Raw genomic sequence first — 26,129 nt, 5'->3', positions numbered from 1 at the left:
GGCGGTCCACCCGGGCCGCCCGCCGATTCGTCCGGCTGGAGACATCATTTATGCTTCGTCGATCGATTTACCTAAGATTGTCTCTTTCGTCGCTGCTGATCTTCGTAGGCGTAAATCCCGTTTCAGGCGCTCAGGATCCCTTGCCGTTATGGAATGACGGCCCGACGAAGCAGGCCATTGTGAGCTTTGTCGGAAAGGTCACCCGCGAAGGGTCGTCGGGTTTCGTCCCGGTTCCCGAACGCATCGCCGTCTTCGACAACGACGGCACGCTCTGGGCCGAGCAGCCGATGTATTTCCAACTCTTTTTCGCACTGGACCGCGTAAAGGCGCTGGCGCCGCATCATCCGGAATGGAAGGATCAGGAGCCGTTCGCCTCACTGCTCAAGGGTGACGTGAAGGGCGCCTTGGCAGGCGGCGAACCGGCGATCCTCAAAATCGTCGCGGCGACTCATACCGGCATGACGGTCGCTGAGTTCGAGCGCACGGTCAAGGATTGGGCCGCCGCCGCGAAGCATCCGCGCTTCAACCGGCCGTTTACCGAGTGCATCTACCAACCCATGTTTGAGTTACTGACCTATCTCCGCGCGAACGGATTCAAGACATATATCGTTTCCGGTGGCGGAGTGGATTTCATGCGCCCCTGGGCCGATCGCGTCTATGGAATCCCGCCGGAGCAGATCATCGGCTCCAACGGCAAGACGAAGTTCGAATTCCGCGCCGGCAAGCCGGTCCTTGTGAAGTTGCCCGAAATCGGCAGCATTGACGACAAGACGGGCAAACCGATCAACATCAACTTGCAGATCGGGCGACGGCCCCTCATGGCCTTCGGCAACTCGGACGGGGACCTGCAAATGCTCCAGTGGACGACGATGGATCATGGCGACGGCAATACTTATCCCCGGTTCGGCCTCATCGTCCACCATACGGACGCCGAGCGTGAATGGGCGTACGATCGCAAGTCGCACGTGGGAACATTGGACAAGGCATTGGACGAAGCCGCCTCGCGTGGATGGGTAGTCGTGGACATGAAGCGCGATTGGAAACGGATTTTCCCTTTTTGATCTATCAAACAAATTGATGCGTGAATGAGAGTCGCCTTGAGAATGCGAGCATGTTGGGTTCAGGAGAAACTCATGTTTCGATTTCGAAGTGTACTTGTCGTGACGATCATCGGCTTTTTGTTTACTCAATCGTCCCAGGGCCAGGACAAGGCGGACGCGCCCGACGCTAAGCCGCCTGAAGGCAACGCGAAAACGAGCGAGTCCGAGCCGGATGCGGGCGAGAAGCCCATGGCGTTGCAGTCTCTGATTCCCAAGTTGCCCGATTACACGGGAGACCTCTGGAGTCGTTCGGTTCTGACCGGGGACTGGGGCGGGGCACGGACCGAGCTGGCCAACCACGGCATTCTGTTCGACCTGGACGTCACTCAATTCACGCAGCAGAACGCGCGAGGGGGCAAGAACACGAAGGGCTCTTTTGAGTACGGCGGTTCCGCGGATTACACCTTGCGGCTGGACACGGCGCGCATGAATCTTTGGCCGGGCGGCCTCATCACCCTTCACGGGGAGACCCAGTTCGGGCGAAGCGCCAACGGCAATACCGGCTCCCTGATGTCGCCGAACTTCAAGTCGCTACTGCCCGTTCCGGGCGATCCGGGCATCACCACGCTTTCCGAGTTCTACATCACGCAGGCCCTCTCCGAAAAAATCGCAATCATCGCGGGAAAGCTGGATCTGACGTCCCTGGGAGACCGAAATACCTTCGCCGGCGATGCCGCACATACGACCCAGTTCATGAACACGGCTTTTAACGTCAATCCTGTCCTTTTTTCAGGTGGGCCCTATACCGCCATGGCGGCCGGCGTGATTCTCATCCCGACGGATTGGCTTGAAGTCGCCACTATTGTTCTGGACAACGATCCGGACGGCGCGGCCACAAAGACAGGTTTCAACACTGCATTTCACGGGCGCGACTGGACGACTATCTCTCAGGAGTATGCGTTCAAGGTGAAGCCGTTCGACAAGCCGGGACACCAGAAGTTCGGCTGGCTCTGGACGTCAAGAGACTTCCTGGAGTTTGATTCCGATTCGCGCCTTCCAGTGCCCGTTCAGCGGATCGAGTTGCCCCGTCTGGGTAGAAATCTGCTTCCGCGACGATTTAGAAAATTGAATTTGGGCAACGTGCTCTTCGACTCCGAGGAGCCCGATACGCGCCCGGACAATTGGGCCTTCTATTACAATTTCGATCAATATCTTTACACCGAGGCGGACGATCCCACCCAGGGATGGGGAATCTTCGGACGCTTCGGGTTTGCGCCGACCAAGGGAAACCCCATTCAGGAGTTCTACAGCATCGGTCTGGGCGGCAAGGGATCGATTCCAAGACGCGACAACGATACGTGGGGCGCGGGATACTACTGCACCCACACCGATAACAACCTCAGTTCGGTTCTTGGAATTACCAGGGAGCAGGGCGTCGAGCTTTTCTACAGCATCGAAGTCACTCCCTGGTTTCACATCACCCCCGACCTGCAGGTGATCGTGGACCCCGCTGACGGTTTCGGCGGTCGCGAAACGGCAGTCGTCTATGGAATCCGCGGCCAGGTCAAACTTTGACGATCGGCTGTCGGAAAACCCACGATGTAATGCTTCGGTAGTCCCCCTGAGCGCAATCACAAATCCTTGCCGGGCATCGTGCTGATGCGCAACCAGAAACAGTTGCCGGCGTGGCGGCTGCGCTCGAGCCCGGGCTACCGGAGTCCGGCCGGCCACGAAGCCGCGCCATAGACTCTCTTGACTTCGTGTCTACGAAACGTGGGAAACCCCACTCTCATTACCCGGAGGCGCACTCGCGATGGAGCTCAATAGTTCATGCGATGCGGGACCAATCACCCCGTCCTCCATCTCATAGACGGTGTCGAAAACGTCCAGGGCCCGATGGTCGTGGGTCACGACGATCACGCCCGTGCCGTGCTGATGGGCGACATCGCGGAACAGTCCCATCACCTGACGCCCGCGTTTGCTGTCCAGGGCGGCGGTGGGTTCGTCGGCCAGGATGAGGCTGGGCTGATTCGCCAGCGCGCGGGCGACAGTGACGCGCTGCTGTTCACCTCCCGAGAGCTGGGTAGGCCTGTTGAGCGCCCGCGCCCCCACACCCAGCGCGTTGAGCAATTGCATAGCGCGGCGGCGGGCCGCGGCCGGGGTTCGACCGATCAGTTCGCCGACGATCTGCACGTTCTCGACGGCATTGAGAAATGGGATCAGGTTGGATTTTTGGAAGATGAAGCCGATGTTCTCGCGGCGAAAGCGGCGCAGATCCGCCACGGCGCCCGTGCTGTCCACGACCGGCTTGCCGCCTATCGTAACGCGCCCGCGCGTGGGTAGGTTGATGAGGCCGGCGCACAGAAGGAAGGTCGATTTACCCGCGCCGCTCGGGCCGAGAAGGGCGACCACCTCTCCCTGACGCACGCTCATGCTCACATCGCGCATCGCGACTACCTCGGTGTGCCCGCTGCCGTACACCTTGGTCAGCCCTTCGGTCTCCAGTGCCATTGTCTCGCCCATTCTCAATACATCCTGCAACCGTTCGGACTAACCGATGGCCTCGTTGGGGGCGACGCGCATTGCCTTCCAGATGCCCAGGAGACTCGCCAACACCGAAATGACAAAGACGATTCCTGCCACGCGGAGCAGATCGTCATTCGTCACCAGCACACGCCGCGGGAACATCGGGAAGAGCCGCAGCCCAATGACGTACCCCACGCCGTACGCCAGCGTCCCCATGATGAGGGATTGCTGGAGTATCAGCCCGACAATCGTGCGGTTGGGAGCGCCGATGAGCTTCAGGAGCGCGATCGGATGGAGCTTGTCGAGAGTGAGCGTATAAATGATCAGCGCCATGATAACCGCGGAGATGATCGTTAGCAGCACCCGGAAGAGCAGGATCTGCCGGCGGGCGCGGTCAACGCTCCCCTTCAGAAGCAGTTCTTCCTGCTCGGCCCCGGTATAGCTCGACACATCGCTCCAACCGTCCATGACCTGCTGCACGGCGTCCAAGTCGGCCCCGGGAGCCAGCCGCGCGATCACGGCGCTGATCGCCGGGCCCGGCAGAACGACAATCTTGCCCGACGGACCGGAGGCCCGCGCCAGGACGGCGGGCTGCGTGCGCCCGAGGTCTACCCCGCCCGCGCGAGCTTGGCGGGCCTGCCGTTCCAGGCGGACGGACTCGCCCGGCTCGTCGAACTGAATCGCCTGAGCGTCGCGGCTGGTGAAGCACGCGATCCCGTCCCCGCCTGAAGAGACCATCCATCGCGTAATCCCGACGACCACGTACGTGTCCTTCCCCAGCCGCAGCTTCTCGTGCAACCTCAACCCAAGCGTCTCGTCGGCGATCATCTCGTAGTGGTTCTGAGCCAGCGGCCGCCCGGCGACAATCGGCAAGCCTTCGCCCTTGTCATTGGGCCAGCCCAGGCCGAGCACGGCCATGCGGAGCACCTTGCCGTCGTGCTCACGCTGGATCGTGTGGTACACGAACTCGCGCGCGTCCACCATGCCGGGCACCGCCGTCACCCGATCGACCACGTTGCGCGGCAGCCGGGAGACCTCGGCGAACGGCCCGCGCGTGTCACGCTGAACGACCCACAAGTCGGCCCCGACGCCGCGCGTCACGACCAATGCATCATCGACCAGGCCGCGATAAATGCCGCCCATGCCCATCACGACCATCAGGAGCATGCCCACACCAATGGTCGTGAGAATAAAGCGGCCTATGTTGTGGCGGATGTCGCGGACGGCCAGATTCATCGGGTCTTGATCCTCCGCCCGTCCCGCAGCGGACTGCCGGCCCCCGCCGCCGGGCTGACGACCACCGTGCCCGGCGACAACCCACTTGTCACTTCGACTAACTCGCGCCCTCGCAGGCCTAGGCCGATCTCGCGCCAGCGGGCCTTCCCGCCATCGTCCACCATGACGCCCGTCTTCCCGTCGCGCACCAGCACCAGCCCGGCAGGGAGCACGATGACGCCCTGCTTGCGGTCCACCTGGATATAAACCTCGGCACGCTGCCCCACGGCCCAGTTCGTCGGCAGCGTTTCCACACGCACGTCCACCACGATCTCGCGCGTTTCGCGGTCGGCCTCGCGCCCCACGCGGGCCACGTCGCCGGGATACTCTGCCGCAGATTCGGAGCGAAAGACCACCCGCGCGATCTGACCCTCGGCGAGACGAGCCAACTCGGTCTCATCCACCCAAGCGGTGATCCACATCTCGTTGAGCGAGACCAGTTGCAGAACCGACGCGCCTGCAGTGACGACGTCCCCGGCATCTCGGTCGCGCCGTACGACCATCGCGTCGAATGGCGCCTTAATGGTCGTGTCGTCCAGGCGCGCCCGCTGGTAACCTAGCGTTCTCTCCGCCGCGGCCAAACGCTTCGTCCCCTCGACGATGGCCGCGTCGGCGCGACTCCTCTCAGCCTCCGCGATCGACAGGGTTTCGACGGCCTTGTTGTACTCGTCTATCGCCGCGACATTCCCGGCATAGAGTTCCGAAATTCGCTGGTGGTTCTGCCGCGCTTGTACCAGCACCGCTTCCGCGCGCCTTGCGTCGGCCTGTAGCCGGTCGAGTCCCGCCGCCGCCGCGGCCACGTCCGCCTCGGCCACGCCAACCAGTTGTCTGAAGTCCGTGTCTTCAAGCGCGATCAGCGTGTCGCCGGTCTTGACCATATCCCCCTGGTCGACGACCACCTGTGCGATCAACCCGGCCATCTTCGGCCCGAGCGTCGCGCTCACCCGGGCCTCCAGCGTTCCGGTGCCCAGCACCTCCGCAGTCACGTTCCCCGTCTCGACGGGGTGGGTTGTGACCACGATCGGCGAAAGAAGGAACCACCATCCCGCCGCCACAAGCGCGGCCAGCGCCGCGACGAGCCGAACCGCCAGCCACAGCCGTCGCGCGCTGCGCTCCCACCACGTCCCCATGGTGGTGATCGTGCCCGAATCGGATGCAGCGGTCTTGTTGGTCATCTAACACATCCTAACCGTCACCCTGAAACGCGAGGAAACGGTTGTGCGATTCTTGTCTTCGAGCGAGAAACTTGGGACACGGCGGAGAGCTTTCTGCAGGACCTCAATGTGACATTCCATCGTTCGCGCCTGTGCGCTATCGACGCGGAGTTGTTTGACGTTTTCCCAAGCCTTTGAGGCGCTGACCATCAACAAAAGATGATAGGCATCGGCATAAGTGCAGACCAGGGCAAGCGTGAATCCAAGTTCCTTTGCATTGCGATGTTCTCACCAGTTCTGAGCGGAATTCGGCGGACGCCTCAGTGCGCCATCTCACCCCGCGGCGAAAATTACTCCGGTTGGGGCTTTCTTTCCCAGACAAACTCGCGCCGATCCGTAATTTCGACAACAGCCCGGATGCGTTACGTCGGCGTTGCCCTCCAACGCCACAGGCAACGCCTCGCGACCCAGGACCTCCACCTAATCCTCGAAATCAATGAAACGCAATCCTTTCAACGGTACCGATTCATCCGGCGAAATCAGTTGATCCAATGCACCCTCGAACGCCTTTCGCATCCGTTCCCGCGCATCTTGACGTGTGGCCGGAGCAGACATGATTCACTTTCGCCTTGAAGCCCGCCGGCCATTCCGTTCCATCGCAGCCCTCACCGGCCACGATCCCGAAACCATCATCGACGCCAGACCCGCCAAGACTGTCATGCAATCTGATTTCTATGGTCGCAGACGCAGGCGAACCTTCACGGTCTCATCATCGGTTTCCTGTATTTCAAACCCCAGCTTCTCTATCAACGCAAGCATGGCCTCATTGTTGCGAAAAACCTCGCCGGCCAGTTCACTGGTTCCGCGAGCCTGGCAGTAGCGAATCATCTTTTCCATCAAAGCCTCGCCAAGCCCGAGGCCTTTGAGATCGGATCGGACAATGATCGCGAATTCCGCGGTGATGTTATCGGGATCGGCAATTATGCGCACCACGCCGACCGTCTCTCGTTCACATGATCCATCCAGCGTCATCGCGACAAAGGCCATTTCCCGGTCATAGTCGATTTGAGTGAGTCGCGCCATCTGCGATGTCTGAAGCTGTCGGATCACGCCGAAAAAGCGATTGCGAATATCCTCTTGCGTGAGCCTGGCGACGAATTGTTCATGTGCGGGCTGGTCCTCCGGACGGATCGGGCGCGCCAGGATTCGCAGACCCCCGCGCAGCTCAATCATCTCCTCCAATTCGGCGGGATACGGCCTGATGGCGAACCGTTCCGGGCCGCGCAGGTCGGTGGGAAGCACGCGAATTCGCGCGTCCACGGCGATAACGCCATCTTCGTCCGCGATCAGCGGATTGATGTCCAGCTCGGCGATCTGAGGAAAATCCGCTACAAGCTGAGCCGTCTGCATCAACGTGAGGCAAATCGCGTCCATGTCGGCAGCCGGTCGATCGCGATACCCGCCCAAGAGCTTGGCCACTCGCGTCCGAGAGACCAGGTCGCGAGCCAGGGTCATGTTCAGCGGTGGCAATGCCATCGAACGATCGGCAACGACCTCGACTGCCGTCCCACCCTGCCCAAAGAGAATGACCGGTCCAAAGATGCTGTCTGTCGTCATACCTACGATCAACTCGTGCGCTCTCGGCCTCCGCACCATGCGCTGTACCGTAAAGCCGGCGATCTGCGCATCGGGGCGCAATTCCGCGGCCCGCTTGCGCATCATCTTTGCGGCGTTGGCGACATCGTTGGGGCTTTCCAGATTCAAGGCGACGCCGCCGACATCGGACTTGTGAGTGATATCGGGTGAAAGTATCTTGATGGCGATGGGATATCCGATCTCATCCGCATGTTTCACCGCGTCCTCGGCGGTACTCGCGATTCGCGTTTCCACGACATTGACGCCGTACGCCGCCAGGACGGCTTTCGCATCAAACTCGCTTAGGATTTCGATTCCCCTGGACAGGGCCTCGCGGATGATGCGCTCGGCTGTTGCCTTGTCCGGAGTAAATTCCTGAGGAGCGGACGGAGGAACCTCCATCAGCGATTCATGGTTTCGCTTGTTGGTGACCATGTGCAGGAATGCGCGGACCGCTTCGTGGGGCGCCTCGTACGTTGGGACGTTCGCGGCACGCAACACGTCTCGTGCTCTTGCGACGCCGTCTTTTCCCATCCAGCTCGTCAGGACCGGCGTGATTGCGTGGCCGACGACCTCCACGACATGACGAGCTGCCTCTTCGCTGGACGATACGGCCGTCGGGACGTTGAGAACCAGAACCGCGTCGACGCCGGAGTCCTTTAGGACGATGTCGAGAGCCTTGGCATAGCGCTCGCCCGTGGCGTCACCAATGATGTCCACCGGATTACCATGCGACCAGGTTGCCGGCAGGATGCCGTTGAGCGCGATCATCGTATCCTGGCCGAATTCGGCGAGCCTCCCGCCGCCTTCAACGAGCGCATCCGTGGCCAGGACGCCGGGGCCGCCGCCGTTCGTGACGATCGCGACGCGGTCACCCTTGATCGGGCGCGCGCGAGCCAGCGTCTCCGCGGCATCGAACAACTCCGATACTTCGTATACGCGAAGTATGCCCGCTCGGCGCAGCGCTGCGTCGTATACATCGTCGGACCCAGCCAGTGCTCCGGTATGTGATGCGGCTGCTTTGGCCCCTTCGGCCACCCGGCCCGATTTCACGGCGATGACCGGCTTGTTGCGCGCGGCTGCTCGGGCCGCGGACATGAACTTGCGCGCTTCATCAGAGCCGATGGACTCCATGTAGAGCAGAATCGCGCTGGTCTCCGCATCGCTTCCCAGATAATCGAGTACGTCTCCGAAATCGACGTCGGCGATATCACCGAGCGACACAAAACACGAAAAACCGATGTCATTGGATCGCGCCCAATCGAGAATCGAGGTGCAAAGCGCGCCCGATTGGGACACGAGCGCAATTTTGCCCGGCAACGCCTCGACATGCGCGAATGATGCGTTCAGCCCGACATGCGGAAGGATCAGCCCGATGCAATTGGGTCCGAGGATGCGCAGCAAATGAGGCTTGGCGTTTTCGAGCATCTCCTCCTGAAGCGTCTTGCCGGACTCGTTCCGTTCTCTTGAAAGTCCGGACGAAAGCGTCACGACGCTCTTCGTACCCCGCGCGCCGAGCTCGCGAATCAGTTGCGGAACCGTCCGGGGAGGAGTGCAGATGACGGCCATGTCGGGCACAATCGGCAGACTCGCGACATCGTTGTAGACGAGCACCCCGGCGACGGCCAGTTCGCTGGGGTTGACCGGGAGAATGGCGCCTTTGAACCCGCCGCGAAGCAGATTACGCATGACCACGTTGCCCACGCTGAGCGGTCGATTGGATGCCCCGATGACGGCAACCGATCGCGGTCGAAACATGGAATCAAGATTTCGTATGCTCATAATTTAAGTCCAATCATGCCATCATTTCATTTCATGGGCTTGCGGTGACGCCGTCTCCGCAGCGACAAACTCCACGCCGGTCATCGGAGCCCGTATAAGATGGTAGTTGCTCCGCGGAACACGTCGATAAACGAACGCGCTAAATCTTCACTCTACGGGCCTTTTCAAACCTCCGACCCAGTGTGCGGAATCGTGCGGAATCTCGGCGAAACCTCGACCGGCGGATTTTCACCCGACCAGCTACGCCGCAACGGCAACTACCAACCCAGCAGCGCGTCGTCACCGCGCGAATCCAAACTCGGGACTCGTCGGCCCGTCGTGACGTCCAAACGACTGGTCATGAAATTCTCCTTTTCGCCATTTTGTCTCCGAGAAATCAAGCGTGGAGTGCCCTGGTTGTGCAATTGGACAAACCCGTAACCGCCGTACGGCAAGCGACGCGCCTGGGAGCCCCGTACCGTCGTAACCAACGCCGGCCCCGATATGAACAGCCTGATCACCGGCTTCATGGTCAAACTCCTTTGAAAGGCCCGGGCGCCGATTCGTCATAAGAATCACCTGTGGTTGATAATCGCGCGCAACACTTATTGATCATATAACCGATCCTCACATCGCAGCCGCGGCACTTGATAAACCAGTAGCCCAACCGGCCTTCCTGGGAATGCGTCGCTCATCATCTCGACCCGGCATGCGATCTGCGTTGCGCGACAAAATCCATCGCGCTCACAGCGCGCATTACTTGTTCTCGACACTCAGCGCTTCGAAGCCCGAAATCACGTCGAACAGCTCCTCGTCGATAGCGCTCTGGCGCGAACGATGGAATGTCACGTTGAGGTCCTCCAGCAATTCGCCGATGTTCTTGTCGGCGCGTTGCATCGCCGCCAGTCGGCTGGCGTTTTCGCTCGCCAGGGATTCGGCACACGCCCGAAAGAGAGAGACGAACAGATATTCGCGGATCAGCGCCCGCAGGGTCGCGGTGTCGCCGCCCACGACCTCGGGCAAGGCTTTCGTCGGCCAGGGAAGTTCAACTAGCTTGCTTCGCCATTCATCGCCAAGCGGCAGCAGACGTTGACTGACGGGTGCATAAACCGCCCCGGACGCGCGGCAGTTGTAAATGAGATGCAGTTCGGTGACTTCGCCCTGGCCGTGGGGTTTTCCGCTCTCCACGAGAATCTGCCCGACGAGCGGCGTGATGGCCTTGACGGAGTTTGGCACGTTGAGGCGTCCCATCAACGGCAGACCCGCGTCAGCCAGGCGCGCATGAACGCGCTCGCCGACGACCCAGACCTCGAGTTTGCCCGGCAGACCCGCCAGTTTATTGACCGCATAATCGACCACCACATCATTAAACTGGCCCACCATTCCCTGGTCTGAACCGAACACGACCGCGCGAATGGTGCCCGCAACGGTTTGTCTTTCTCGTTGGACCATCAAAGAGGCCGCTCCGCTTTTCCGCAGGCAAACGCTCAACCCCAGTTCGACCGTGCGATAGTAGACGGCCAACGCGCGCACCGATTGCTCGTATTGTCCGATACTCGAGGCGGCGAGGGCCTTCATTGTGCGGACGACGGATTGGAGGTCTTCGGCCCCATCGATCTTGCGACGCAGGCTTGCGGTGGTGTCGCTCATCACTCCTCCTGCGGTTTCGGCCCAGGCTCAGACTCGGAGCTGGGCTCGGGCAAGAACTCCTCGAGCGCTTCGCGGGCGATTTCAATAATCGTTTCGCGATCCTCGTCGCTCAATTTGTCGGCGGTATCCAATCGCTCGCGCACCGCCACCGGGATGCTCGCCGCCGCCTCGCGCACGGCGTGCTCGGCGCTCGTCATCCGGTCAATCGGCACCTCGTCGAAGAGTTCCGCGGTCAACGCCAGCAGGACGGTGATTTGCGCAGGCACCGACACCGGGGCGAATTCCGGCTGCTTCAAGCACGCGCGGATTCGATTTCCATGCTCGATGATCTTGCGGGTGTCCTCATCCAGGCGGGCGCCGAATCGGGAAAAGGTTTCGAGTTCCTCGAACTGGGCGTAGGCGAGCTTGAGGTCGCCCGCCACCGCGCGGTAGGCCGCCCGCTGCGCATTACCGCCAACGCGCGAAACGGATTTGCCGACATCGACCGCCGGCAGCACGCCCAGTTGGAACAGGGACGGCGAGAGATAGAGCTGCCCATCGGTGATGGAGATCAGATTTGTCGGAATGTAGGCGGAAATGTTTTCCGCCTCGGTTTCGATGATGGGAAGCGCGGTGAGCGAGCCGCCTCCGCGTTCCTTGCGCAAGTGCGTTGCGCGCTCCAGCAGCCGCGAGTGGATATAGAAGATGTCGCCGGGGAACGCCTCGCGACCGGGCGGACGACGAAGCAACAAAGAAAGCTCGCGATAGGCGCGGGCGTGATGGGTGAGATCGTCGTAAACGATCAGCACATCGTGGCCTGCCTCCATGAAATGCTCCGCGATGCTGGTGGCGGCGTAGGGTGCGATGTAGGCGAGGCCCGGCGGGTCGTTGCCCTCGGTGACCACCACCACGGTGTAATCCATCGCGTCCTTTTCGCGGAAGATGTCCACGGCCTTCGCGACGGCGGACGCCCGCTGGCCAATGGCGCAATAGACGCACAGGACATCCTGGCCACGCTGATTAAGGATGGTGTCGATCGCGATAGCGGTTTTGCCCGTCTGCCGGTCACCGAGGATCAGCTCACGTTGGCCGCGTCCGATGGGAATGAGCGCGTCAATGACTTTAAGTCCGGTCTGGAGCGGCACGGTGACCGGCGCGCGGTCCATGATGGGCGCGGCGGGGCGTTCGATGGGCAGGCGCTCGCCCGCGGCCACCGGTCTATTATCATCGAGCGGTCGGCCGAGTGGATCAATGACGCGTCCCAGCAATCGGTCGCCCACGGCCACGTCCATGACCCGCCCCGTGCGCGCAACTTCGTCGCCTGCGTGCAGGTGCCAGTATTCGCTCAGCAGCACGACGCCGATTTCGTCCTCGTCCAAATTGAATGCAATGCCGAACACACCGCCGGGAAACTCTAGAAGTTCCTCAAAGCCCACGCCGGGAAGACCGGATACCCGGGCGATGCCCGCGGAGATGCTGGTGATCGTGCCCACCTCGCGTGGCGTCAGTTGCGGCGCGAAGGCTTCGCGCCCCGTCCTGAGGTCATCGAACGCACGATCGAAGACACGTTGCAGAGAATCGGCCGGCACGCTCATTGGGCCTCCTCGGGAGCGGCGGGTTTCGTCCCGGACTTCGGATTGGGCTCGGCCTTGGCTTCTGACTTGGAATGGAGATTGGACTGCTCTTTCAGCAGTTCGCCGACGCGCTTTTCCAGTGACGCGAGGTAATCCGCAATGCTCCAAGACACCTTCTGTCCATCAGCGGTGAGTTCGATCCCGCTGACCAGCTCCGGCGCGGTCGCAAAGCGGACGTGGATCTCAGCCGAGAACGTTTCGTTCAGCGCATTCTGTATCGCCACGCGTTGCTCCGCGGGCAGTTCAAACGCGCTCCGCACGATCGCAGGCTCGGACGATGTCCTAAGAGCCCGGGCAAAGCTCTCTCTTGCCTTGCCCTCCAACTCCCGCAAGCGGCGGGTAAACACCTCGCCCAGGCGTTCTTCCAGACTCGTCGTGGCGAGGTCCATCAGCGCCTTTCGCGCGATGGCAAACACTTCCTGCTGGGTCAGGCGAGTGATAGTCTGATTAAGATGGTGAGCGTCGTTTCTCAGCGCTTCCCGTCGCTTGGCGCTCAGGGCATCGGCCGCCTGCCTCGCTTCGTCGAAGAGCCGCTGACGTTCGGCTTTCGCCTCGTCCGTCGCCTTGCCGAGGAGCGTGGTGCGCTGCTGCTCGAACTCCTCGTTCTTACGCTGGAACTCGTCGCGCTGCTTTTGGGCTTCGGCCCGCTTTGCATCGGCGTCCGCGAGTTCCGCGGCGACGCGCTTCTCCCGCTCGTCGATGGCATGGAGGATGGGCTTGTAAAGAAAGCGCTTCAGCAACCACACCAGGATGAGAAAGTTGACCACCTGGGCACTGACAGTGAACCAGTTGATGAGCATGACTTACTTTCCCGCGGCCTGGGCAATGACGTGATTCCAGAACGGGTTGGCGAAGATGAGAATCATCGAAACCACAAAACAGTAAATGGCCGTGGACTCGATCATCGCCAGGCCCACGAACAAGGTCCGGGTGATGGTAGCTGCGGCATCGGGCTGCTGAGCCAGTGAACTCAGTGCCGTCGAGACCGCGCGCCCTTCGCCCAGCGCTGGCGCCGTCGTGCCGAAAGCGGTGGTGAGACCGGCGGTGACGATTGATGCCACCGCGACAATAGTCATGTTGTCCATGGTGTTTCCTTTCGTTGTCGTAGTTCATGCGTCAGTGTTCTGCATCAGGTTCGGTCTTATGTGTACGTAATCGCGTGGCGGCCGCGATGTAAACCGCCGCCAGAATGCTGAAGATGTAGGCCTGCACCATGCCGGTGAGCAGGCCGAGCGCCGTCATGACGATTGGGAACAGGAAAGGCGTAATAGTGAGCAGGATACCGATTATCATTGCCCCGCTCATCATGTTGCCGAACAGACGGACAGCCAGGGCCAGCGTGCGCGAAACCTCGCCGATGACGTTAAACGGCAGCATGATGAACGTCGGCTTCACGTAGGACTTGAGGTAGTTGCTCACCCCTTGCTCCTCAATGCCGTAGAACGGAACGGCCACAAACACGCACAGCGCCAGTGCGGCCGTGGTCGAGAGCGACCCCGTCGGCGACTCGTAGCCGGGAATCACAGTGCAGAGGCTGGCCAGTGCCACGAACAGGAAAAGCGTGCCCAGAAAGCCGAGATATCTCCGCGGCTGACTCAGGCCCACCTCTTCGATTTGGTGCTCGATGCCGGTGACGACGATCTCCAGAAGATTCTGCCACCGGGAACGTGTCAAGCCGATCGAGAGTCTGCGCGTGATGAGTTTGGAACCGACGGTCAGCACGAGCATCAGGCCCCACGTGAACACGATGGTGGCGTTGAGTTTGAAAACGCCGTGTTGCCAGAAGATGATCTCATCAGGACTAAGGCGCATGGCTGGCCTCCCCTGCCAAGGCAACTGGCTTTTCCGCCTCACGTGTGAGCCGCGTCACGATAACGCGTGCCATGACGAATCCAGGGAGGCACACCAGCAGCCTCTCCCAATGACTGTGCGCGATAAGATAAAAACCAGCCAGGGCAATGCCCATTCGCAGCAACAGGCTGCCGAAAAACCACAACGCCGGCCGTTTCGACGAAAGACCCCTTCGCACCGTCCACCAAAGGCCGCCGAAAAATACCAATCCGAGCAATACTCCCGCACCCCCCGCCAGCACCAGAATCACAGCTTCATTCATCGACATCCTCCTGTTCGTCGCGCATCGCCTTGTCCTCTTTGGCCACCCAATGCCAGGCATTCCAACAGCCGATCATCAGGCCGATGACCAGCAGCATCAGCGTCCACGAATGGCTTTCTGGACGGCGTTTGTCCAGCCAGAGACCAAGGGCCGCGCCGAGCAAGGCCGGAATCGCCACCGACCAGCCGATCAGTCCCATCATGCCCATGCCAAACCAGACCGTGCGCGTGACATGGCGCTGCGCGCGAAGCTTGCGCGTCGCCTTCGCACCGACCTCCTCACTGAGCGTCGGCTTCGGCTTCAAGGGCTGATTCAGGGGCTCGTCATTCACTGTGAAACCTCGCCATACGGCGGATTAAACCGCTCTCCATTCTCGCAATCACCGAGCGCACGCTTTGCTCGTGCTCGTCCAGGGCCAGGAACTCCTTCTCCACCGCCTCGCGAAGTTTGCGGAGGTCCATGCCGGCTATCGCGTTGCGCACCGAGACGAGCACATCAGGGCCGGTCTTTATCAGTACCCCTTCATCCACGGCGATGTAAGCCTCGCCCTCGGCTTCGTTTTCGTAGATCAGAATCCCGGGCGTAAGCGCCGCCGCGCAATCGAGTCGGTTTGGCAAGAGTCCGAACGAGCCCTCGCGCGTCTCCGCGACGATGCGCGAAACGCCGGTGGTCTCGGTGAAGATTCGGAACGGCAGGAGAACGTTGAGTTTCATGAGTGTCGACGGCATGTGCGACCTCCGATGCAGGTTGCGGCTCGGACTTCAACTGCGATTCGAACCTGGCTGTGGGCTTGGAATCGGCGGCGGACCTGGGGTTGCCTTGGGCTCGATTTGTGAATCAGGTGTAGCTGAGGTCGCGGGCGGACCGCCTTTCGCTTTACGCTTCGCCTCGTCAATCGTCCCGATCATGTAAAGGGCGCTCTCCGGGTAGTCTTTGAATTCATCGCGCAGGATTCGCTCACAGCCGTCCAGAGCCTCATTGAGGCTGACGAGCTTTCCCTTGAGGCCGGTGAACTGCTCGGTTGTGAAAAACGGCTGGGTGAGAAAGCGTTCCAGCCGGCGAGCGCGGGCGACCACGTTGCGGTCTTCCGGTGACAGTTGTTCCAAGCCGAGCATGGCGATGATGTCCTTGAGTTCCGCGTATTGCGCGAGCGTCCGCCGGATTTCCTGCGCCAAGCTATAGTGCCGTTCGCCGACGATGCCCGGCGTGGCCATCTCGGAACTCGATTGCAGCGGGTCGATGGCCGGGAAAAGCCCTTCGCTGGCACGCTTGCGCGAGAGCACGATCGACGCGGAGAGATGCGAGAACGTATGCACCGCAGCCGGATCGGTAAAATCATCCGCCGGCACATACACCGCCTGGATTGAGGTGATCGCGCCGGTATCGGTGTTGGCGATCCGCTCCTCCAACCCCGAAAGCTCCGTGCCCATCGTGGGCTGATAGCCCAGACGCGACGGCATTTGTCCCATCAGGCCCGACACCTCCATGCCGGCCTGGATGAAGCGGAATATATTGTCGATGAGCAGCAGTACGTCACGGTGCTCGTCGTCGCGAAAATACTCGGCCATCGTCATTGCGGCGTGGCCCACCCGGAATCGACTGCCCGGCGGCTCGTTCATTTGGCCGAAGATCATCACCATGTGCGCCAGCACGCCGGCTTCCTTCATCTCCCGATAAAGCTCCTCGCCCTCGCGACAGCGTTCGCCGATGCCGCAAAACAAACTCACCCCCTCATGGTGGCCGACCATGTTATGGATCATCTCGGTGAGCAATACGGTCTTGCCCACGCCCGCGCCGCCGAAAAGGCCTGCCTTGCCACCGCGCTCCAGCGGCACGAGTACATCGATGACTTTGATCCCCGTTTCAAACACCTCGGACTTCGTGGAGCGCCGCGCCAGCGGCGGAGGGGCCTGATGCAAAGAACGCCACTGGACGTCGGACAGCGCCGCTTTTCGGTCGATGGTGTTTCCGAAAACGTCGAACATTCGCGATAGAATTCCCTTGCCCACCGGCACCGTTAACTGCCTGCCCGTGTCTTCCACCGCGACGCCGCGGGCGAGGCCCTGCGTGGGGGTCAGCGCGATGCCACGCACCCGATGCACATCAAGCTGTGACAGCACTTCGATGACGATCTCCTTGTCCGCCCCCGCGTGCAGCACCGAATAAATAGGCGGCAATTGTCTATCGAACCGTATATCCACGACGCTGCCGCGCACCGAGACGACCACGCCGGTATTCGCCGGCATCGTCTCGTCCCCTGGATGAGTCCGCAGCCTTTCTTGGATGGGCATGCTCATTCGTCCCCGTTGGGGCTGGACGCTGGAAACCTCGCCGCCTTCGTTTTCCCAGTGTTCCGGCGCCTGCTGTTCCAGGGCCGAACGGGTTGTATGGGCGGGCTCTTCTGCCTTCATGGTTGGTTGCCCCACTTCCAATTCCGAATCTCCGGCAGATCTTCGCCATGCACAGCGATGTAACGCGTGTTCTCGGTTCGCTTGTCCAGCATCGCTTGTCTCACGTCGGCCGTCCGGGCGGCGAGTCCCGGAACCCGGTCGATCACGTCGCAAACCAGGTGAAAGCGATCCATATCGTTCAAAACCACCATGTCGAACGGAGTGGTGGTAGTCCCCTCCTCTTTATATCCGCGAACGTGCAGGTTCCTGTGGTTGGTCCTGCGGTAAGTCAGTTTGTGAATCAGCGCTGGATATCCGTGGAACGCGAAGATGATCTGCCGGTCGGTTGTGAACATCGCATCGAACTCCTCATCCGGCAGGCCGTGCGGGTGTTCACTCGGCGGTTGCAGCTTCATCAAATTGACGACGTTGACGACGCGCACCTTCACATCCGGCAAGTACCGGCGCATCAGATCCACGGCCGCAAGCGTCTCCTGCGTCGGCACGTCTCCGCAACACCCCATCACCACGTCAGGCTCGCCCCCGTCGTCGTTCGACGCCCATTCCCAGGTGCCCAGCCCCGCTGCGCAGTGCCTTGCGGCCTCATCCATGTTCAACCACTGGGGCGAAGGCTGCTTCCCGGCCACCACCACGTTCACGTAGTTGCGGCTCCGCAGACAGTGATCGGTGACGCTCAGCAGGGTGTTCGCGTCCGGCGGCAAATAAATGCGGATAATCTCGGCCTTCTTGTTGACGACAAGATCGAGAAACCCCGGATCCTGATGCGAGAAACCGTTGTGATCCTGCCGCCAGACGTGCGATGACAGGAGGTAGTTGAGTGAGGCAATCGGTTTTCGCCAGGGAATGTCGTTGCAGACCTTGAGCCACTTGGCGTGCTGGTTGAACATCGAGTCGATGATATGAATGAACGCCTCGTAACAAGAGAAAAAGCCGTGCCGGCCGGTGAGCAGATAGCCTTCCAGCCACCCCTGGCACTGGTGTTCGGAGAGCATCTCCATCACTCGTCCATCGGCAGAAAGTTTGTCGTCGAAGTCATACCGCTCGGCCACCCAGGTCCGATTCGTCACCTCCAACACATCCTGCCAACGGTTAGAGTTATTCTCATCCGGGCTGACAATCCGAAAGTTCTTACTCGCCAGGTTGAGTCGCATGACGTCGCGGAGATATTTCCCCATTTCGCGCGTCGCTTCGGCGATCGCGGCGCCGGGGCTGTTCACCTCGATCGCGTACGTGCGGTAGTCGGGCATCCGCAGGTCTTCGAGCAGCAGTCCACCGTTGGCATGCGGATTGGCGCTCATCCGCCGCACTCCCTTCGGGGCCAGTTCTGCAATCTCCGGCCTGAGTCTGCCAGTCGCGTCGAATAGCTCGTCCGGACGGTAGCTGCGCATCCATTTTTCGAGAATCTCGACGTGCCCGGGCTTGTCCATGTCGCCCATCGGCACCTGGTGCGACCGCCAATAGTCCTCGCATTTCTTTCCGTCGATTTCGGCCGGGCACGTCCAGCCCTTGGGTGTGCGGAGAACGATCATCGGCCAGGTGGGACGGCCTTGGACACCCTTGGTCCGGGCGTTGAACCATATCTGCCGAATCTCGGCCGTCACCGTATCCAGGACGGCGGCGAGCTGCTGATGGACAGGCTCCGGCTCGTTCCCCTCCACGAAGTACGGCTTGTACCCGTAACCTTCTAACAACTTCTGCAATTCGGCCTTGGGGATGCGGGCCAGAATGGTCGGGCTGGCGATCTTGTATCCGTTCAGGTGCAAAATCGGCAGCACCGCGCCATCGGTCACGGGATTGAGGAACTTGTTCGAGTGCCAGCCTGTGGCGAGTGGCCCGGTCTCGGCCTCTCCGTCGCCGACCACCGCCGCGACGATCAGGTCGGGATTATCGAACGCGGCCCCGAAGGCGTGCGACAAGGCGTACCCCAGCTCGCCGCCTTCGTGAATGCTGCCGGGCGTCTCCGGAGCGACGTGACTCGGGATGCCGCCGGGGAAGCTGAACTGCTTGAAAAGTTGCTGCATCCCGTTCTCGTCTTGCGAGATATTAGGATAGACTTCGCTGTATGTGCCTTCGAGGTAAGCGTGAGCGACGGGCGAGGGCCCGCCGTGTCCGGGGCCGGTGATGAAGATCATATTCAAATCGTGTTCAGTTATGATCCGGTTGAGGTGGACGTAAATGATGTTCAACCCGGGAGACGTACCCCAGTGGCCGAGCAGCCGGGGCTTGATATGCTCTCTTTTGAGCGCTTCTCTCAGAAGCGGGTTCTCGAGCAAATAGATCTGGCCGACCGAAAGATAGTTGGATGCGCGCCAGTACGCGTCGATCCTGTTTACCAGTTCCGGGCTGAGAGGCTTCTTTTTAGTATTCATGATGTTACCGCCGCATTCTGGGCACGTCGTTCCCCTAACGCTGAAACAATGAGCAAAAACTCGCGGACATTCTCCGCCGTCAAAAGTCCGACCAGTACGTCGTGATGGATGACAGGGGCTGTCATGCAACATTCGGCTGCGCGTATTCGAGCGAGGGCGGCATCCAGCATGTCGTTCGCGTCCACCGAGAGAAAATCGTGACGCATCACATCTTCCACCCGCGCGTCAGGCCCGCGCTGCTGCAGCGCGACCATCAACTCGCGACTGGGAAGAATGCCGACCACGCGAGCGTCTTCGATGACCGGGAAGTCCTGCTGCGGGGTCGCCAGAACGAGTTCGATCGCTCGTTGCAGAACATCCCCCGGCTGTAGCGAGCGAAACTCAGTCATCATGGCCCGCTTCACGGGAATGCCCCCCAGAGCGGCCTTCATGGTCGCCATGCTCGCTTCCTGAGCCGCGCCGATCCACACGAAGAGTCCGATGAAAATCAGGAATGGATTGGTGAAGAACCCCAAAAAGGCAAACAGCAAGGCCATCGCCTGACCGATGTTCGCGGCGATCTGCGTGGCGCGCGCGTATTCGAGCCTCGTTGCCAGCAGGGCCCGCAGCACGCGCCCGCCGTCCATCGGGAAAGCCGGCAGCATATTGAACACGACCAGGATCACATTGACCACCATCATCCGTTCAAGAAAAGAACCGCCGGTCACACTGAGTTGTTCCAGCGGCACGAACGCGTCCGTGAAACGAATCCATAGAAAGATTCCCGCGGCTATAACCACATTGACTGCCGGACCGGCCAGCGCCACCCAGAGCTCCTGCACCGGCTTCTCCGGCATGCGCTCCAGACGAGCGACACCGCCGATGGGCAGCAGCGTGATATCTCGTGTCTTGATGCCGTAATGAGCCGCCATCAGCGCATGTCCAAACTCGTGCAGCACGACGCATACGAACAGGGCGAGGATGAAAACCACCCCCTCCAGCGTTTTTCCAAAACTCTGGCCCGCCGACCAGTGACTCAGGATCACAAAGCCAATCAAGATCAGAAACGTGGCATGCATATAAACGCCAATGCCGCGAAACTCTGCTAGTTTCCAGGACCATTTCATGATTCACCTGCCGAACATTCGATCGGGGATGCAGTTAATTGCTCTCGTGGTCCGGCTTCTCTTTTCCAAGATCCACGCCGGGTCCGAGTGTACGCCACACAAAGCGCGCAATGATCAGCTCTTCGTCCGTGCGAATGACTCGAACCGCAACCCGGCCCGTCGCCGCCGAAATCACGCCGTCGTTCACCGCGTTTCGCTTCTCGTCGAGGTGGATTCCAAGGAACCCTAGCCCATCGCAGATCCGCGTGCGAATCACGGGCGCGTTCTCTCCGATGCCGCCCGCGAACACCAGCGTGTCCAGTCCGCCCAGCGCCGCGGCGAACGCGCCGATCCATTTCTTAAGCTGGTAGCAGAAAAGCCCGACCGCCTCGGCCGCCCGCACGTCCTGCGATTCAATATCGAGCAGGTCGCGCATGTCGGAACTGGTCTCCGATACGCCGAGCAGCCCGGATTGAGTGTTGACCATCTCGTTGAATTGATTCGCACTCATTTTTTCAGTGCGCGCCAGATACCACACCAGTCCGGGATCGAGATCGCCCGAGCGAGTGCTCATCGGTGTGCCGGCCGTCGGGGTGAAACTCATACTGGTGTCCATGGGCTTCCCGTCATGCATCGCCGACAGGCTCACCCCGTTGCCGAGATGGGCAAGGACGACCCTGCCGTGCGCCGCGCTCGTTCCGGCCACGCGGGCCAGCTCCTTCATGAGAAACGCATATGACAGCCCGTGAAACCCGTACCGCCGAACTCCTTGCGCCTCGTAGCGGCGCGGGATGGGCAACAATCGGGCAACGCGCGGCAGATCGTGGTGAAACGCCGTGTCGAAACACGCCACTTGCGGCAAGTCGGGAAATCGGCGCTGAATGGCCTCGATCAACAGAATCCCCGCCGGCAGATGCTCAGGACTAAATGGACTGATCCGGTGCAACTCCTCAAGCATTTCCGCGGTGATGCGTTGCGGCTGGCGATACGCCGGTCCACCATGTACCACGCGATGACCCACTGCCGCCAATGCATCGCGACCGATGCGCTCCTCGATCCAGTCCAACAGCGCGCCAACCGCCGCCGCATGGTCCGGCGCCCGCAGCCGCCGCGACAAATTGTCCGCCGGATCAACGCCTTTCACATGAAAGCTCGCGTCGGACAGGCCAATGCGCTTGATCACTCCTTCAAGGAGTCGTGGCAGCGATTGGCCTTCCTCGAACAACGCGAACTTAATGCTCGACGAGCCGCCGTTGATCGTCAGGATGTGTGCAGCAGGCGGCGTATTGGAGGGCATCGCTTTTTCCGGTCCGTTTCAGAGGGACAAAAAAAAAGCCGACGTGAAGAAATACCCCCTGGGTAATCATCCACGCCGGCTTACTCTTTGCCGAGCCCCCCAAATCGGGTTGCCCGTCACCTAGTCATCCGATCCACACCAAGATCGTGCCAACCGCGTTCACAGGCACGCGGCTCGTCATCTTACAACGATTATAGGCGATTACTATAGGCAGGCTGGAGGCGGGAAGCCCCGCGCAATGGGCTCACCGCGCGCCGGACGGCGATCTCAAAACGAAACCTGATCTCGAACTCAATCTTTTCGGCGAGACGCTTATCTTTTTCGGATTCTCTTCAGAATTGTGGCTTGCTCGACTGAAGCGATCGATTCAACGCTCCATGGGTCAATTTGTCGTTCGGGCGAATTCCAGGAAACTGCATTCCTGATAGCGCCAAGGCTGTTTCTGGCGCGCTGAAATAGTGGCAGCCTTTTCTGGGATGCTGACGTTTTACCCGGTACGATTTCGGTTCTTGGCGTTGGAAGTGCGGCGTAATGACCCGATGCAGACCGGCGAACGGCGCTTTGAACGAGCACGCGTTGGCTTGCACTGAACCGGGCAGTACAATTGAGAGCAAGGCGCGGAGCTTCGGCGGGCCTGCGACAGCTCGCCCAAAGAGCCGCGACGAAAGCATCGGATGACTAATTAAAGGGCAGCTCGGACACTCCGGGAAGCCCATTAACGAGTATGCCGACGTGTTCGGGTGCCCCCAAGGCACTCAAGCGCGTCGGCTTTTTTTTCAGGTTGGCAACTGGTTTGACGACGCGGAGAAAGACCATCAAAGTCCTCGTTTATCTCGACTCGGAAAAGAAGCCCTTGCAGGATGTCGCTGCTCCCAGGCCTCAGAACGCGACTGACGCCATTGTGCGCATGACGCACACCACGATCTGCGGCGGCGATTTGCACGTCTTGCACCTGCTCAAGGGAGATGTCCCCGAGGTGACGCTCATCGTGCAATGCACATGGCTCGCGGCATGAGTGGATCGCGATTCATGTTGAGCAAAAGCGCCTAACGAACATGGGTTTACCAGCCAATGGATGCATAAGGAGCACCTTACGATGTCAACGACAGCGAACCACACTGTAAATCCGACGGCGGAATTGAAAAGCACAACCGGGGCCACGGACGCGCGCGGTGAGCGGATCCATGGAAACGTTCTAATCTGGGATCTTCCAACACGAATTTTTCACGGGTTGTTGGCCGGCGGTTTCATTGCCGCGACCGTCATCGCCTTGTGGTTCGGTGAACACAGCAAGCTCTTTCCGTATCACGCGATCATCGGTTTGGTGATTGCGCTGATGATCGGCCTGCGCGTCGTGTGGGGACTCGTGGGTACGCGCTACGCCCGATTCAGTTCATTCATATTCGGGCCCCGCGCGGTTCTCGAATACATGAAGGGCGTGCTGGCCCGCACCGGCAAACTGCACATCGGACACAACCCCGGCTCGGCTTATGCGATCTTCGTCATGCTCGCCCTGGTCCTCGCCCTCGTCGCGACGGGAATCCTGATCGGGCAAGGTAGCGAGAGCGCGGAGGATCTGCACGAGATCCTCGCGTACATCATGATTGGCATGGTCATCGTCCACATCCTTGGCGTCGTGATTCACACCGTTCGACGACGCGAGAACATCATCGCCAGCATGATTCACGGCCAAAAGAATGCCAAGCCTGGTGACGCGATTCGCTCCTCGCATCCGGTCGTCGCGCTCGGCTTCCTGGCCATCGCCGGGGCGTTTGCATTCGGACTCATCCGCGATTTCGACCCGACCACCCAAACCACTCGGCTGCCGATCCTCGGCGTCACGTTGCAGCTCAGTGAGGCGGAACACAAAGACGGACACCGGAATGATCCCGGCGATGCAAAACACAAAGTGAAGGATGAAGACGACTAAATGGTGTCTGGTCGCGGTCGCGGTACAAAGCCCTCTCTTTTCGAATGAGAACGTATTTCGTTCGGTCGTAGCGTTCCTGCCGCGCCCGGGGTAGCGTGGGCGTCCCGCCCGCACGAAGCGCCGACCCCCAGGACCGAGACGACCGAATGAAAAACAGCTTAGTCGGAGTCGGTGATCACCAAGCGGATCGTTAACACCGCGGAGGCGAATCAGATCGGCGGAACGCTCGGCATCGCTTGAGACGAAACTCGGCGAGTGTGAGAATCCTTTCTCGCACTCAAGCGATCGGATCCCCATTCCCTCCCGGACGTTTGTCCGGCGCGCACGTGGAGCAAGGATTGACGAATGGAGATCGATCCAGAATTGCTCGGCAGGACGGCGCGCGATGTTCAATCCAAACCAACCAGCCCCTTCGCGTTCTGAGCACCTGACCCCCGCTCGTGTCAGGCCTGTGTCATCCAAAAATCGCCGGATTTGCGAACCGCCCCAACACATGCCCGCCACAACACTTGCAATCGAAAAAATCCAGCTGTGTCACCTTATGTCACCTTGGTTTTGCGCGCTCGCCGCGCCCCAATCCGAGCCGCGCGCGTCAGCAAGCGGTACCAGAAAATTCGTATGCCGATCGCATTCAAAACCAACCGCCGACCCAATCAGTACCGCCGCCTTTTTGCATTTCCCTCAGCCCCTTGGCCCCTTTTTCACCCTATGTCACCTTCGACTTTCCAGGACTTGGGCGTGTCTGGCCCCAACCCCGGTCGGCCCCTCGCCGTTGGCGCGGCCCGCGCGATCCGCGATACTCCGCACCGACGACAAGAAATTCACCGACGCCCCCAACAGGACGACACAAACCATGAAAGCCGAAAAACTACTCGCTAAACTCAACGAGCTCCGCCACGAGGCCGAAGGCGATGAGACAGACATCGAATGGCTCACCCTGCATCACGCTTTTTGCTTCATCTCCTACAAGATGGGAGAGTTCCAGAAATACCTCGACGAAGTGGCCGCGACCGACGAATAGCGACGAGGAAGTAATGGGTTGGAGGGGGTCTTCGCCGAAAGCGAAGTCCGGAGTCGCACGGATGCAGCATCATTTGGTCGTTGTGCGCGAGCAATACCTGAAGCTGCTGCTCTCAGGTCACAAGCGCATCGAGTGCCGCCTCTCCGCCATCCGCCGCGCTCCCTACCAGGCCGTCGCCGAGGGCGACCTGCTCTGGTTCAAGCTGTCGTCCGGCCCCGTCCTGGCCGTCGCCGTCGTGGAGCGCGCCGAGTCCCGGACGTCGGACTCCGGCGCCGATCTCGTCCGCTGGGTGAAGTCGCACGATCGACTCATCCACGCCGAACCCGCGTTCTATAGCGACGCGGCGGACTGGGTCAGGTTCGCCACCCTCGTCTGGCTGAAGGCCGTCATCGCCATCCGGCCGATGCGCATCAGCAAGACCGATCAAAGGGCATGGGTGGCCTTGAAAAACGCCCCGCGACCCGGCATGCGAATCGACAGTGCAAACGATGTTGCACTCGCCGCTAAAGGCCCATCTTCACGGCGGCCCCGCACACCAGAATGACGAGCCCGGCCACCGCATGGCCGTATCGCTCGACCCGCCCGAGCCGCACAAATGAAATGCCCATGTGCATCGCTGCCACAACCGCCGTCATGGTGCAGATCGTCACCATCGCGAACACGGCCGTGATCCATACGACCCCGAACACGCTGGCCTTCGCCGCCGGATACATGAGCAGCGGTATCAACGGCTCACACGGCCCGAATAGAAAGATGGTGAACAGCAGCCACGGCGTCATCGACCCGCCGCCAGCCGCATGATCGTGCCCATGCGCCCCATGGACATGCACGTGTTCGGATACGTGGGTATGCTCGTGCGCATGCACCGTGCCGTTCTCGTGTGCGTGAAGGTGCGTATGCGGCCGGTTACGAATCGCCCGCCAGATTCCCCACACGAAATACGCCAGCCCGAACGCCAGCAGCATCCACCCCGCGATCGACCCGCGCGCCGCCTCAATCGTCTCCAGCTTGAACACCGCCACCCCCGCCGCAACGCCGATCAAACCCAGGATCACCGAGCTGCCGACATGCCCGATCCCGCAAAGCACCGTGACTACAATCGTCTTCGGAAGCGACCACCGCCCGATACGGGCCATGGCGACAAAGGGGACATAGTGATCCGGTCCGAGCAGGGTATGGAAGAACCCGATCGAAAGGGCGGCAAGAGTGAGTTTGGCAAGTTCGTCGGTCACATCCATACCCGGTGCAA

The 26,129-nt window shown here is 60.7% G+C and carries 22 protein-coding genes and 1 pseudogene; 6 read left to right on the top strand and 17 right to left on the bottom strand.

Annotated elements, in window-relative coordinates; genetic code table 11:
* Positions 1 to 50 precede the first annotated feature (50 nt).
* Entirely contained in the window at positions 51 to 1,061 is a 1,011-nt protein-coding gene (locus HS101_00455; protein MBE7504743.1) for a haloacid dehalogenase-like hydrolase, read from the top strand.
* Positions 1,062 to 1,133: 72 nt separating this feature from the next.
* Positions 1,134 to 2,615: a carbohydrate porin gene (locus HS101_00450; protein MBE7504742.1), complete on the top strand. Its 1,482-nt coding sequence runs from the start codon at positions 1,134 to 1,136 to the stop codon at positions 2,613 to 2,615.
* A gap of 189 nt (positions 2,616 to 2,804) precedes the next feature.
* Here HS101_00450 and HS101_00445 read toward each other — a convergent pair whose 3' ends face one another.
* The 16 genes from HS101_00445 to HS101_00370 form a co-directional block, all read right to left on the bottom strand.
* On the bottom strand, positions 2,805 to 3,551 hold the full coding sequence (locus HS101_00445; GenBank protein MBE7504741.1) for an ABC transporter ATP-binding protein: 747 nt from the start codon (positions 3,549 to 3,551) through the stop codon (positions 2,805 to 2,807).
* Positions 3,552 to 3,590: 39 nt separating this feature from the next.
* Positions 3,591 to 4,802 (bottom strand): ABC transporter permease, encoded by a 1,212-nt coding sequence (locus HS101_00440; GenBank protein MBE7504740.1) that lies wholly within the window; start codon positions 4,800 to 4,802, stop codon positions 3,591 to 3,593.
* Positions 4,799 to 5,971: an efflux RND transporter periplasmic adaptor subunit gene (locus HS101_00435; protein MBE7504739.1), complete on the bottom strand. Its 1,173-nt coding sequence runs from the start codon at positions 5,969 to 5,971 to the stop codon at positions 4,799 to 4,801. Before HS101_00435 ends, HS101_00440 begins: the two co-directional genes overlap by 4 nt.
* Before the next feature lie 756 nt (positions 5,972 to 6,727).
* Positions 6,728 to 9,412: a bifunctional acetate--CoA ligase family protein/GNAT family N-acetyltransferase gene (locus tag HS101_00430; protein MBE7504738.1), complete on the bottom strand. Its 2,685-nt coding sequence runs from the start codon at positions 9,410 to 9,412 to the stop codon at positions 6,728 to 6,730.
* 735 nt (positions 9,413 to 10,147) lie between these two features.
* Positions 10,148 to 11,041 (bottom strand): F0F1 ATP synthase subunit gamma, encoded by an 894-nt coding sequence (locus HS101_00425; protein ID MBE7504737.1) that lies wholly within the window; start codon positions 11,039 to 11,041, stop codon positions 10,148 to 10,150.
* Positions 11,041 to 12,615 (bottom strand): alternate F1F0 ATPase, F1 subunit alpha, encoded by a 1,575-nt coding sequence (locus HS101_00420; GenBank protein ID MBE7504736.1) that lies wholly within the window; start codon positions 12,613 to 12,615, stop codon positions 11,041 to 11,043. Before HS101_00420 ends, HS101_00425 begins: the two co-directional genes overlap by 1 nt.
* Entirely contained in the window at positions 12,612 to 13,454 is an 843-nt protein-coding gene (locus HS101_00415) for a F0F1 ATP synthase subunit delta (GenBank protein MBE7504735.1), read from the bottom strand. The genes HS101_00420 and HS101_00415 overlap by 4 nt, the downstream gene beginning before the upstream one ends.
* Before the next feature lie 3 nt (positions 13,455 to 13,457).
* On the bottom strand, positions 13,458 to 13,739 hold the full coding sequence (locus HS101_00410; GenBank protein ID MBE7504734.1) for a F0F1 ATP synthase subunit C: 282 nt from the start codon (positions 13,737 to 13,739) through the stop codon (positions 13,458 to 13,460).
* A gap of 31 nt (positions 13,740 to 13,770) precedes the next feature.
* Positions 13,771 to 14,466 carry a F0F1 ATP synthase subunit A gene (locus HS101_00405; GenBank protein MBE7504733.1) on the bottom strand — a complete coding sequence of 232 codons (696 nt, stop codon included), beginning with the start codon at positions 14,464 to 14,466 and terminating at the stop codon, positions 13,771 to 13,773.
* A complete protein-coding gene (locus HS101_00400) occupies positions 14,456 to 14,767 on the bottom strand; it encodes an ATP synthase subunit I (GenBank protein MBE7504732.1) in 312 nt (103 codons plus the stop codon). The genes HS101_00405 and HS101_00400 overlap by 11 nt, the downstream gene beginning before the upstream one ends.
* On the bottom strand, positions 14,760 to 15,098 hold the full coding sequence (locus HS101_00395) for an AtpZ/AtpI family protein (protein MBE7504731.1): 339 nt from the start codon (positions 15,096 to 15,098) through the stop codon (positions 14,760 to 14,762). The genes HS101_00400 and HS101_00395 overlap by 8 nt, the downstream gene beginning before the upstream one ends.
* Complete coding sequence (locus tag HS101_00390; GenBank protein MBE7504730.1) at positions 15,091 to 15,495, bottom strand: F0F1 ATP synthase subunit epsilon; 405 nt, start codon at positions 15,493 to 15,495, stop codon at positions 15,091 to 15,093. Before HS101_00390 ends, HS101_00395 begins: the two co-directional genes overlap by 8 nt.
* Positions 15,496 to 15,528: 33 nt before the next feature.
* Positions 15,529 to 17,013: a F0F1 ATP synthase subunit beta gene (locus HS101_00385; GenBank protein ID MBE7504729.1), complete on the bottom strand. Its 1,485-nt coding sequence runs from the start codon at positions 17,011 to 17,013 to the stop codon at positions 15,529 to 15,531.
* A gap of 161 nt (positions 17,014 to 17,174) precedes the next feature.
* A complete protein-coding gene (locus tag HS101_00380) occupies positions 17,175 to 19,547 on the bottom strand; it encodes a phosphoketolase family protein (protein ID MBE7504728.1) in 2,373 nt (790 codons plus the stop codon).
* A complete protein-coding gene (locus HS101_00375) occupies positions 19,544 to 20,653 on the bottom strand; it encodes a site-2 protease family protein (protein MBE7504727.1) in 1,110 nt (369 codons plus the stop codon). The genes HS101_00380 and HS101_00375 overlap by 4 nt, the downstream gene beginning before the upstream one ends.
* Positions 20,654 to 20,687: 34 nt before the next feature.
* Positions 20,688 to 21,929: an acetate/propionate family kinase gene (locus tag HS101_00370; protein ID MBE7504726.1), complete on the bottom strand. Its 1,242-nt coding sequence runs from the start codon at positions 21,927 to 21,929 to the stop codon at positions 20,688 to 20,690.
* Positions 21,930 to 22,782: 853 nt separating this feature from the next.
* Between HS101_00370 and HS101_00365 the strand changes: the two are divergent.
* From HS101_00365 to HS101_00350, 4 genes and pseudogenes are all read left to right on the top strand, one after another.
* Positions 22,783 to 22,911, top strand: a pseudogene (locus HS101_00365) (alcohol dehydrogenase).
* A 114-nt stretch (positions 22,912 to 23,025) separates the two neighbouring features.
* A complete protein-coding gene (locus tag HS101_00360) occupies positions 23,026 to 23,859 on the top strand; it encodes a cytochrome b/b6 domain-containing protein (protein ID MBE7504725.1) in 834 nt (277 codons plus the stop codon).
* Between the two features lie 853 nt (positions 23,860 to 24,712).
* A complete protein-coding gene (locus tag HS101_00355; GenBank protein MBE7504724.1) occupies positions 24,713 to 24,880 on the top strand; it encodes a hypothetical protein in 168 nt (55 codons plus the stop codon).
* A gap of 61 nt (positions 24,881 to 24,941) precedes the next feature.
* On the top strand, positions 24,942 to 25,424 hold the full coding sequence (locus HS101_00350; protein ID MBE7504723.1) for an ASCH domain-containing protein: 483 nt from the start codon (positions 24,942 to 24,944) through the stop codon (positions 25,422 to 25,424).
* On the opposite strand, the gene HS101_00345 is transcribed toward HS101_00350, so the two are convergent.
* Complete coding sequence (locus HS101_00345; GenBank protein MBE7504722.1) at positions 25,384 to 26,118, bottom strand: hypothetical protein; 735 nt, start codon at positions 26,116 to 26,118, stop codon at positions 25,384 to 25,386. The two genes, HS101_00350 and HS101_00345, sit on opposite strands and share 41 nt — an antisense overlap.
* Positions 26,119 to 26,129: the final 11 nt, after the last annotated feature.

It is taken from the genome of Planctomycetia bacterium (genome assembly GCA_015075745.1).
In the GTDB taxonomy this organism is placed as follows: domain Bacteria; phylum Planctomycetota; class Phycisphaerae; order UBA1845; family UTPLA1; genus UTPLA1.
The sequence above is the reverse complement of the archived record's forward strand: the minus strand, read 5'-3'. Positions and strand labels throughout refer to the sequence as shown.

Excerpts from the sequence above, each read along its gene's own strand:
- HS101_00455 (MBE7504743.1), top strand. The coding sequence starts at position 51 with ATGCTTCGTCGATCGATTTACCTAAGATTGTCTCTTTCGTCGCTGCTG.
- HS101_00450 (MBE7504742.1), top strand. The coding sequence starts at position 1,134 with ATGTTTCGATTTCGAAGTGTACTTGTCGTGACGATCATCGGCTTTTTG.
- HS101_00445 (MBE7504741.1), bottom strand. The coding sequence starts at position 3,551 with ATGGCACTGGAGACCGAAGGGCTGACCAAGGTGTACGGCAGCGGGCAC.
- HS101_00440 (MBE7504740.1), bottom strand. The coding sequence starts at position 4,802 with ATGAATCTGGCCGTCCGCGACATCCGCCACAACATAGGCCGCTTTATT.
- HS101_00435 (MBE7504739.1), bottom strand. The coding sequence starts at position 5,971 with ATGGGGACGTGGTGGGAGCGCAGCGCGCGACGGCTGTGGCTGGCGGTT.
- HS101_00430 (MBE7504738.1), bottom strand. The coding sequence starts at position 9,412 with ATGAGCATACGAAATCTTGATTCCATGTTTCGACCGCGATCGGTTGCC.
- HS101_00425 (MBE7504737.1), bottom strand. The coding sequence starts at position 11,041 with ATGAGCGACACCACCGCAAGCCTGCGTCGCAAGATCGATGGGGCCGAA.
- HS101_00420 (MBE7504736.1), bottom strand. The coding sequence starts at position 12,615 with ATGAGCGTGCCGGCCGATTCTCTGCAACGTGTCTTCGATCGTGCGTTC.
- HS101_00415 (MBE7504735.1), bottom strand. The coding sequence starts at position 13,454 with ATGCTCATCAACTGGTTCACTGTCAGTGCCCAGGTGGTCAACTTTCTC.
- HS101_00410 (MBE7504734.1), bottom strand. The coding sequence starts at position 13,739 with ATGGACAACATGACTATTGTCGCGGTGGCATCAATCGTCACCGCCGGT.
- HS101_00405 (MBE7504733.1), bottom strand. The coding sequence starts at position 14,466 with ATGCGCCTTAGTCCTGATGAGATCATCTTCTGGCAACACGGCGTTTTC.
- HS101_00400 (MBE7504732.1), bottom strand. The coding sequence starts at position 14,767 with ATGAATGAAGCTGTGATTCTGGTGCTGGCGGGGGGTGCGGGAGTATTG.
- HS101_00390 (MBE7504730.1), bottom strand. The coding sequence starts at position 15,495 with ATGCCGTCGACACTCATGAAACTCAACGTTCTCCTGCCGTTCCGAATC.
- HS101_00385 (MBE7504729.1), bottom strand. The coding sequence starts at position 17,013 with ATGCCGGCGAATACCGGCGTGGTCGTCTCGGTGCGCGGCAGCGTCGTG.
- HS101_00380 (MBE7504728.1), bottom strand. The coding sequence starts at position 19,547 with ATGAATACTAAAAAGAAGCCTCTCAGCCCGGAACTGGTAAACAGGATC.
- HS101_00375 (MBE7504727.1), bottom strand. The coding sequence starts at position 20,653 with ATGAAATGGTCCTGGAAACTAGCAGAGTTTCGCGGCATTGGCGTTTAT.
- HS101_00370 (MBE7504726.1), bottom strand. The coding sequence starts at position 21,929 with ATGCCCTCCAATACGCCGCCTGCTGCACACATCCTGACGATCAACGGC.
- HS101_00360 (MBE7504725.1), top strand. The coding sequence starts at position 23,026 with ATGTCAACGACAGCGAACCACACTGTAAATCCGACGGCGGAATTGAAA.
- HS101_00355 (MBE7504724.1), top strand. The coding sequence starts at position 24,713 with ATGAAAGCCGAAAAACTACTCGCTAAACTCAACGAGCTCCGCCACGAG.
- HS101_00350 (MBE7504723.1), top strand. The coding sequence starts at position 24,942 with ATGCAGCATCATTTGGTCGTTGTGCGCGAGCAATACCTGAAGCTGCTG.
- HS101_00345 (MBE7504722.1), bottom strand. The coding sequence starts at position 26,118 with ATGGATGTGACCGACGAACTTGCCAAACTCACTCTTGCCGCCCTTTCG.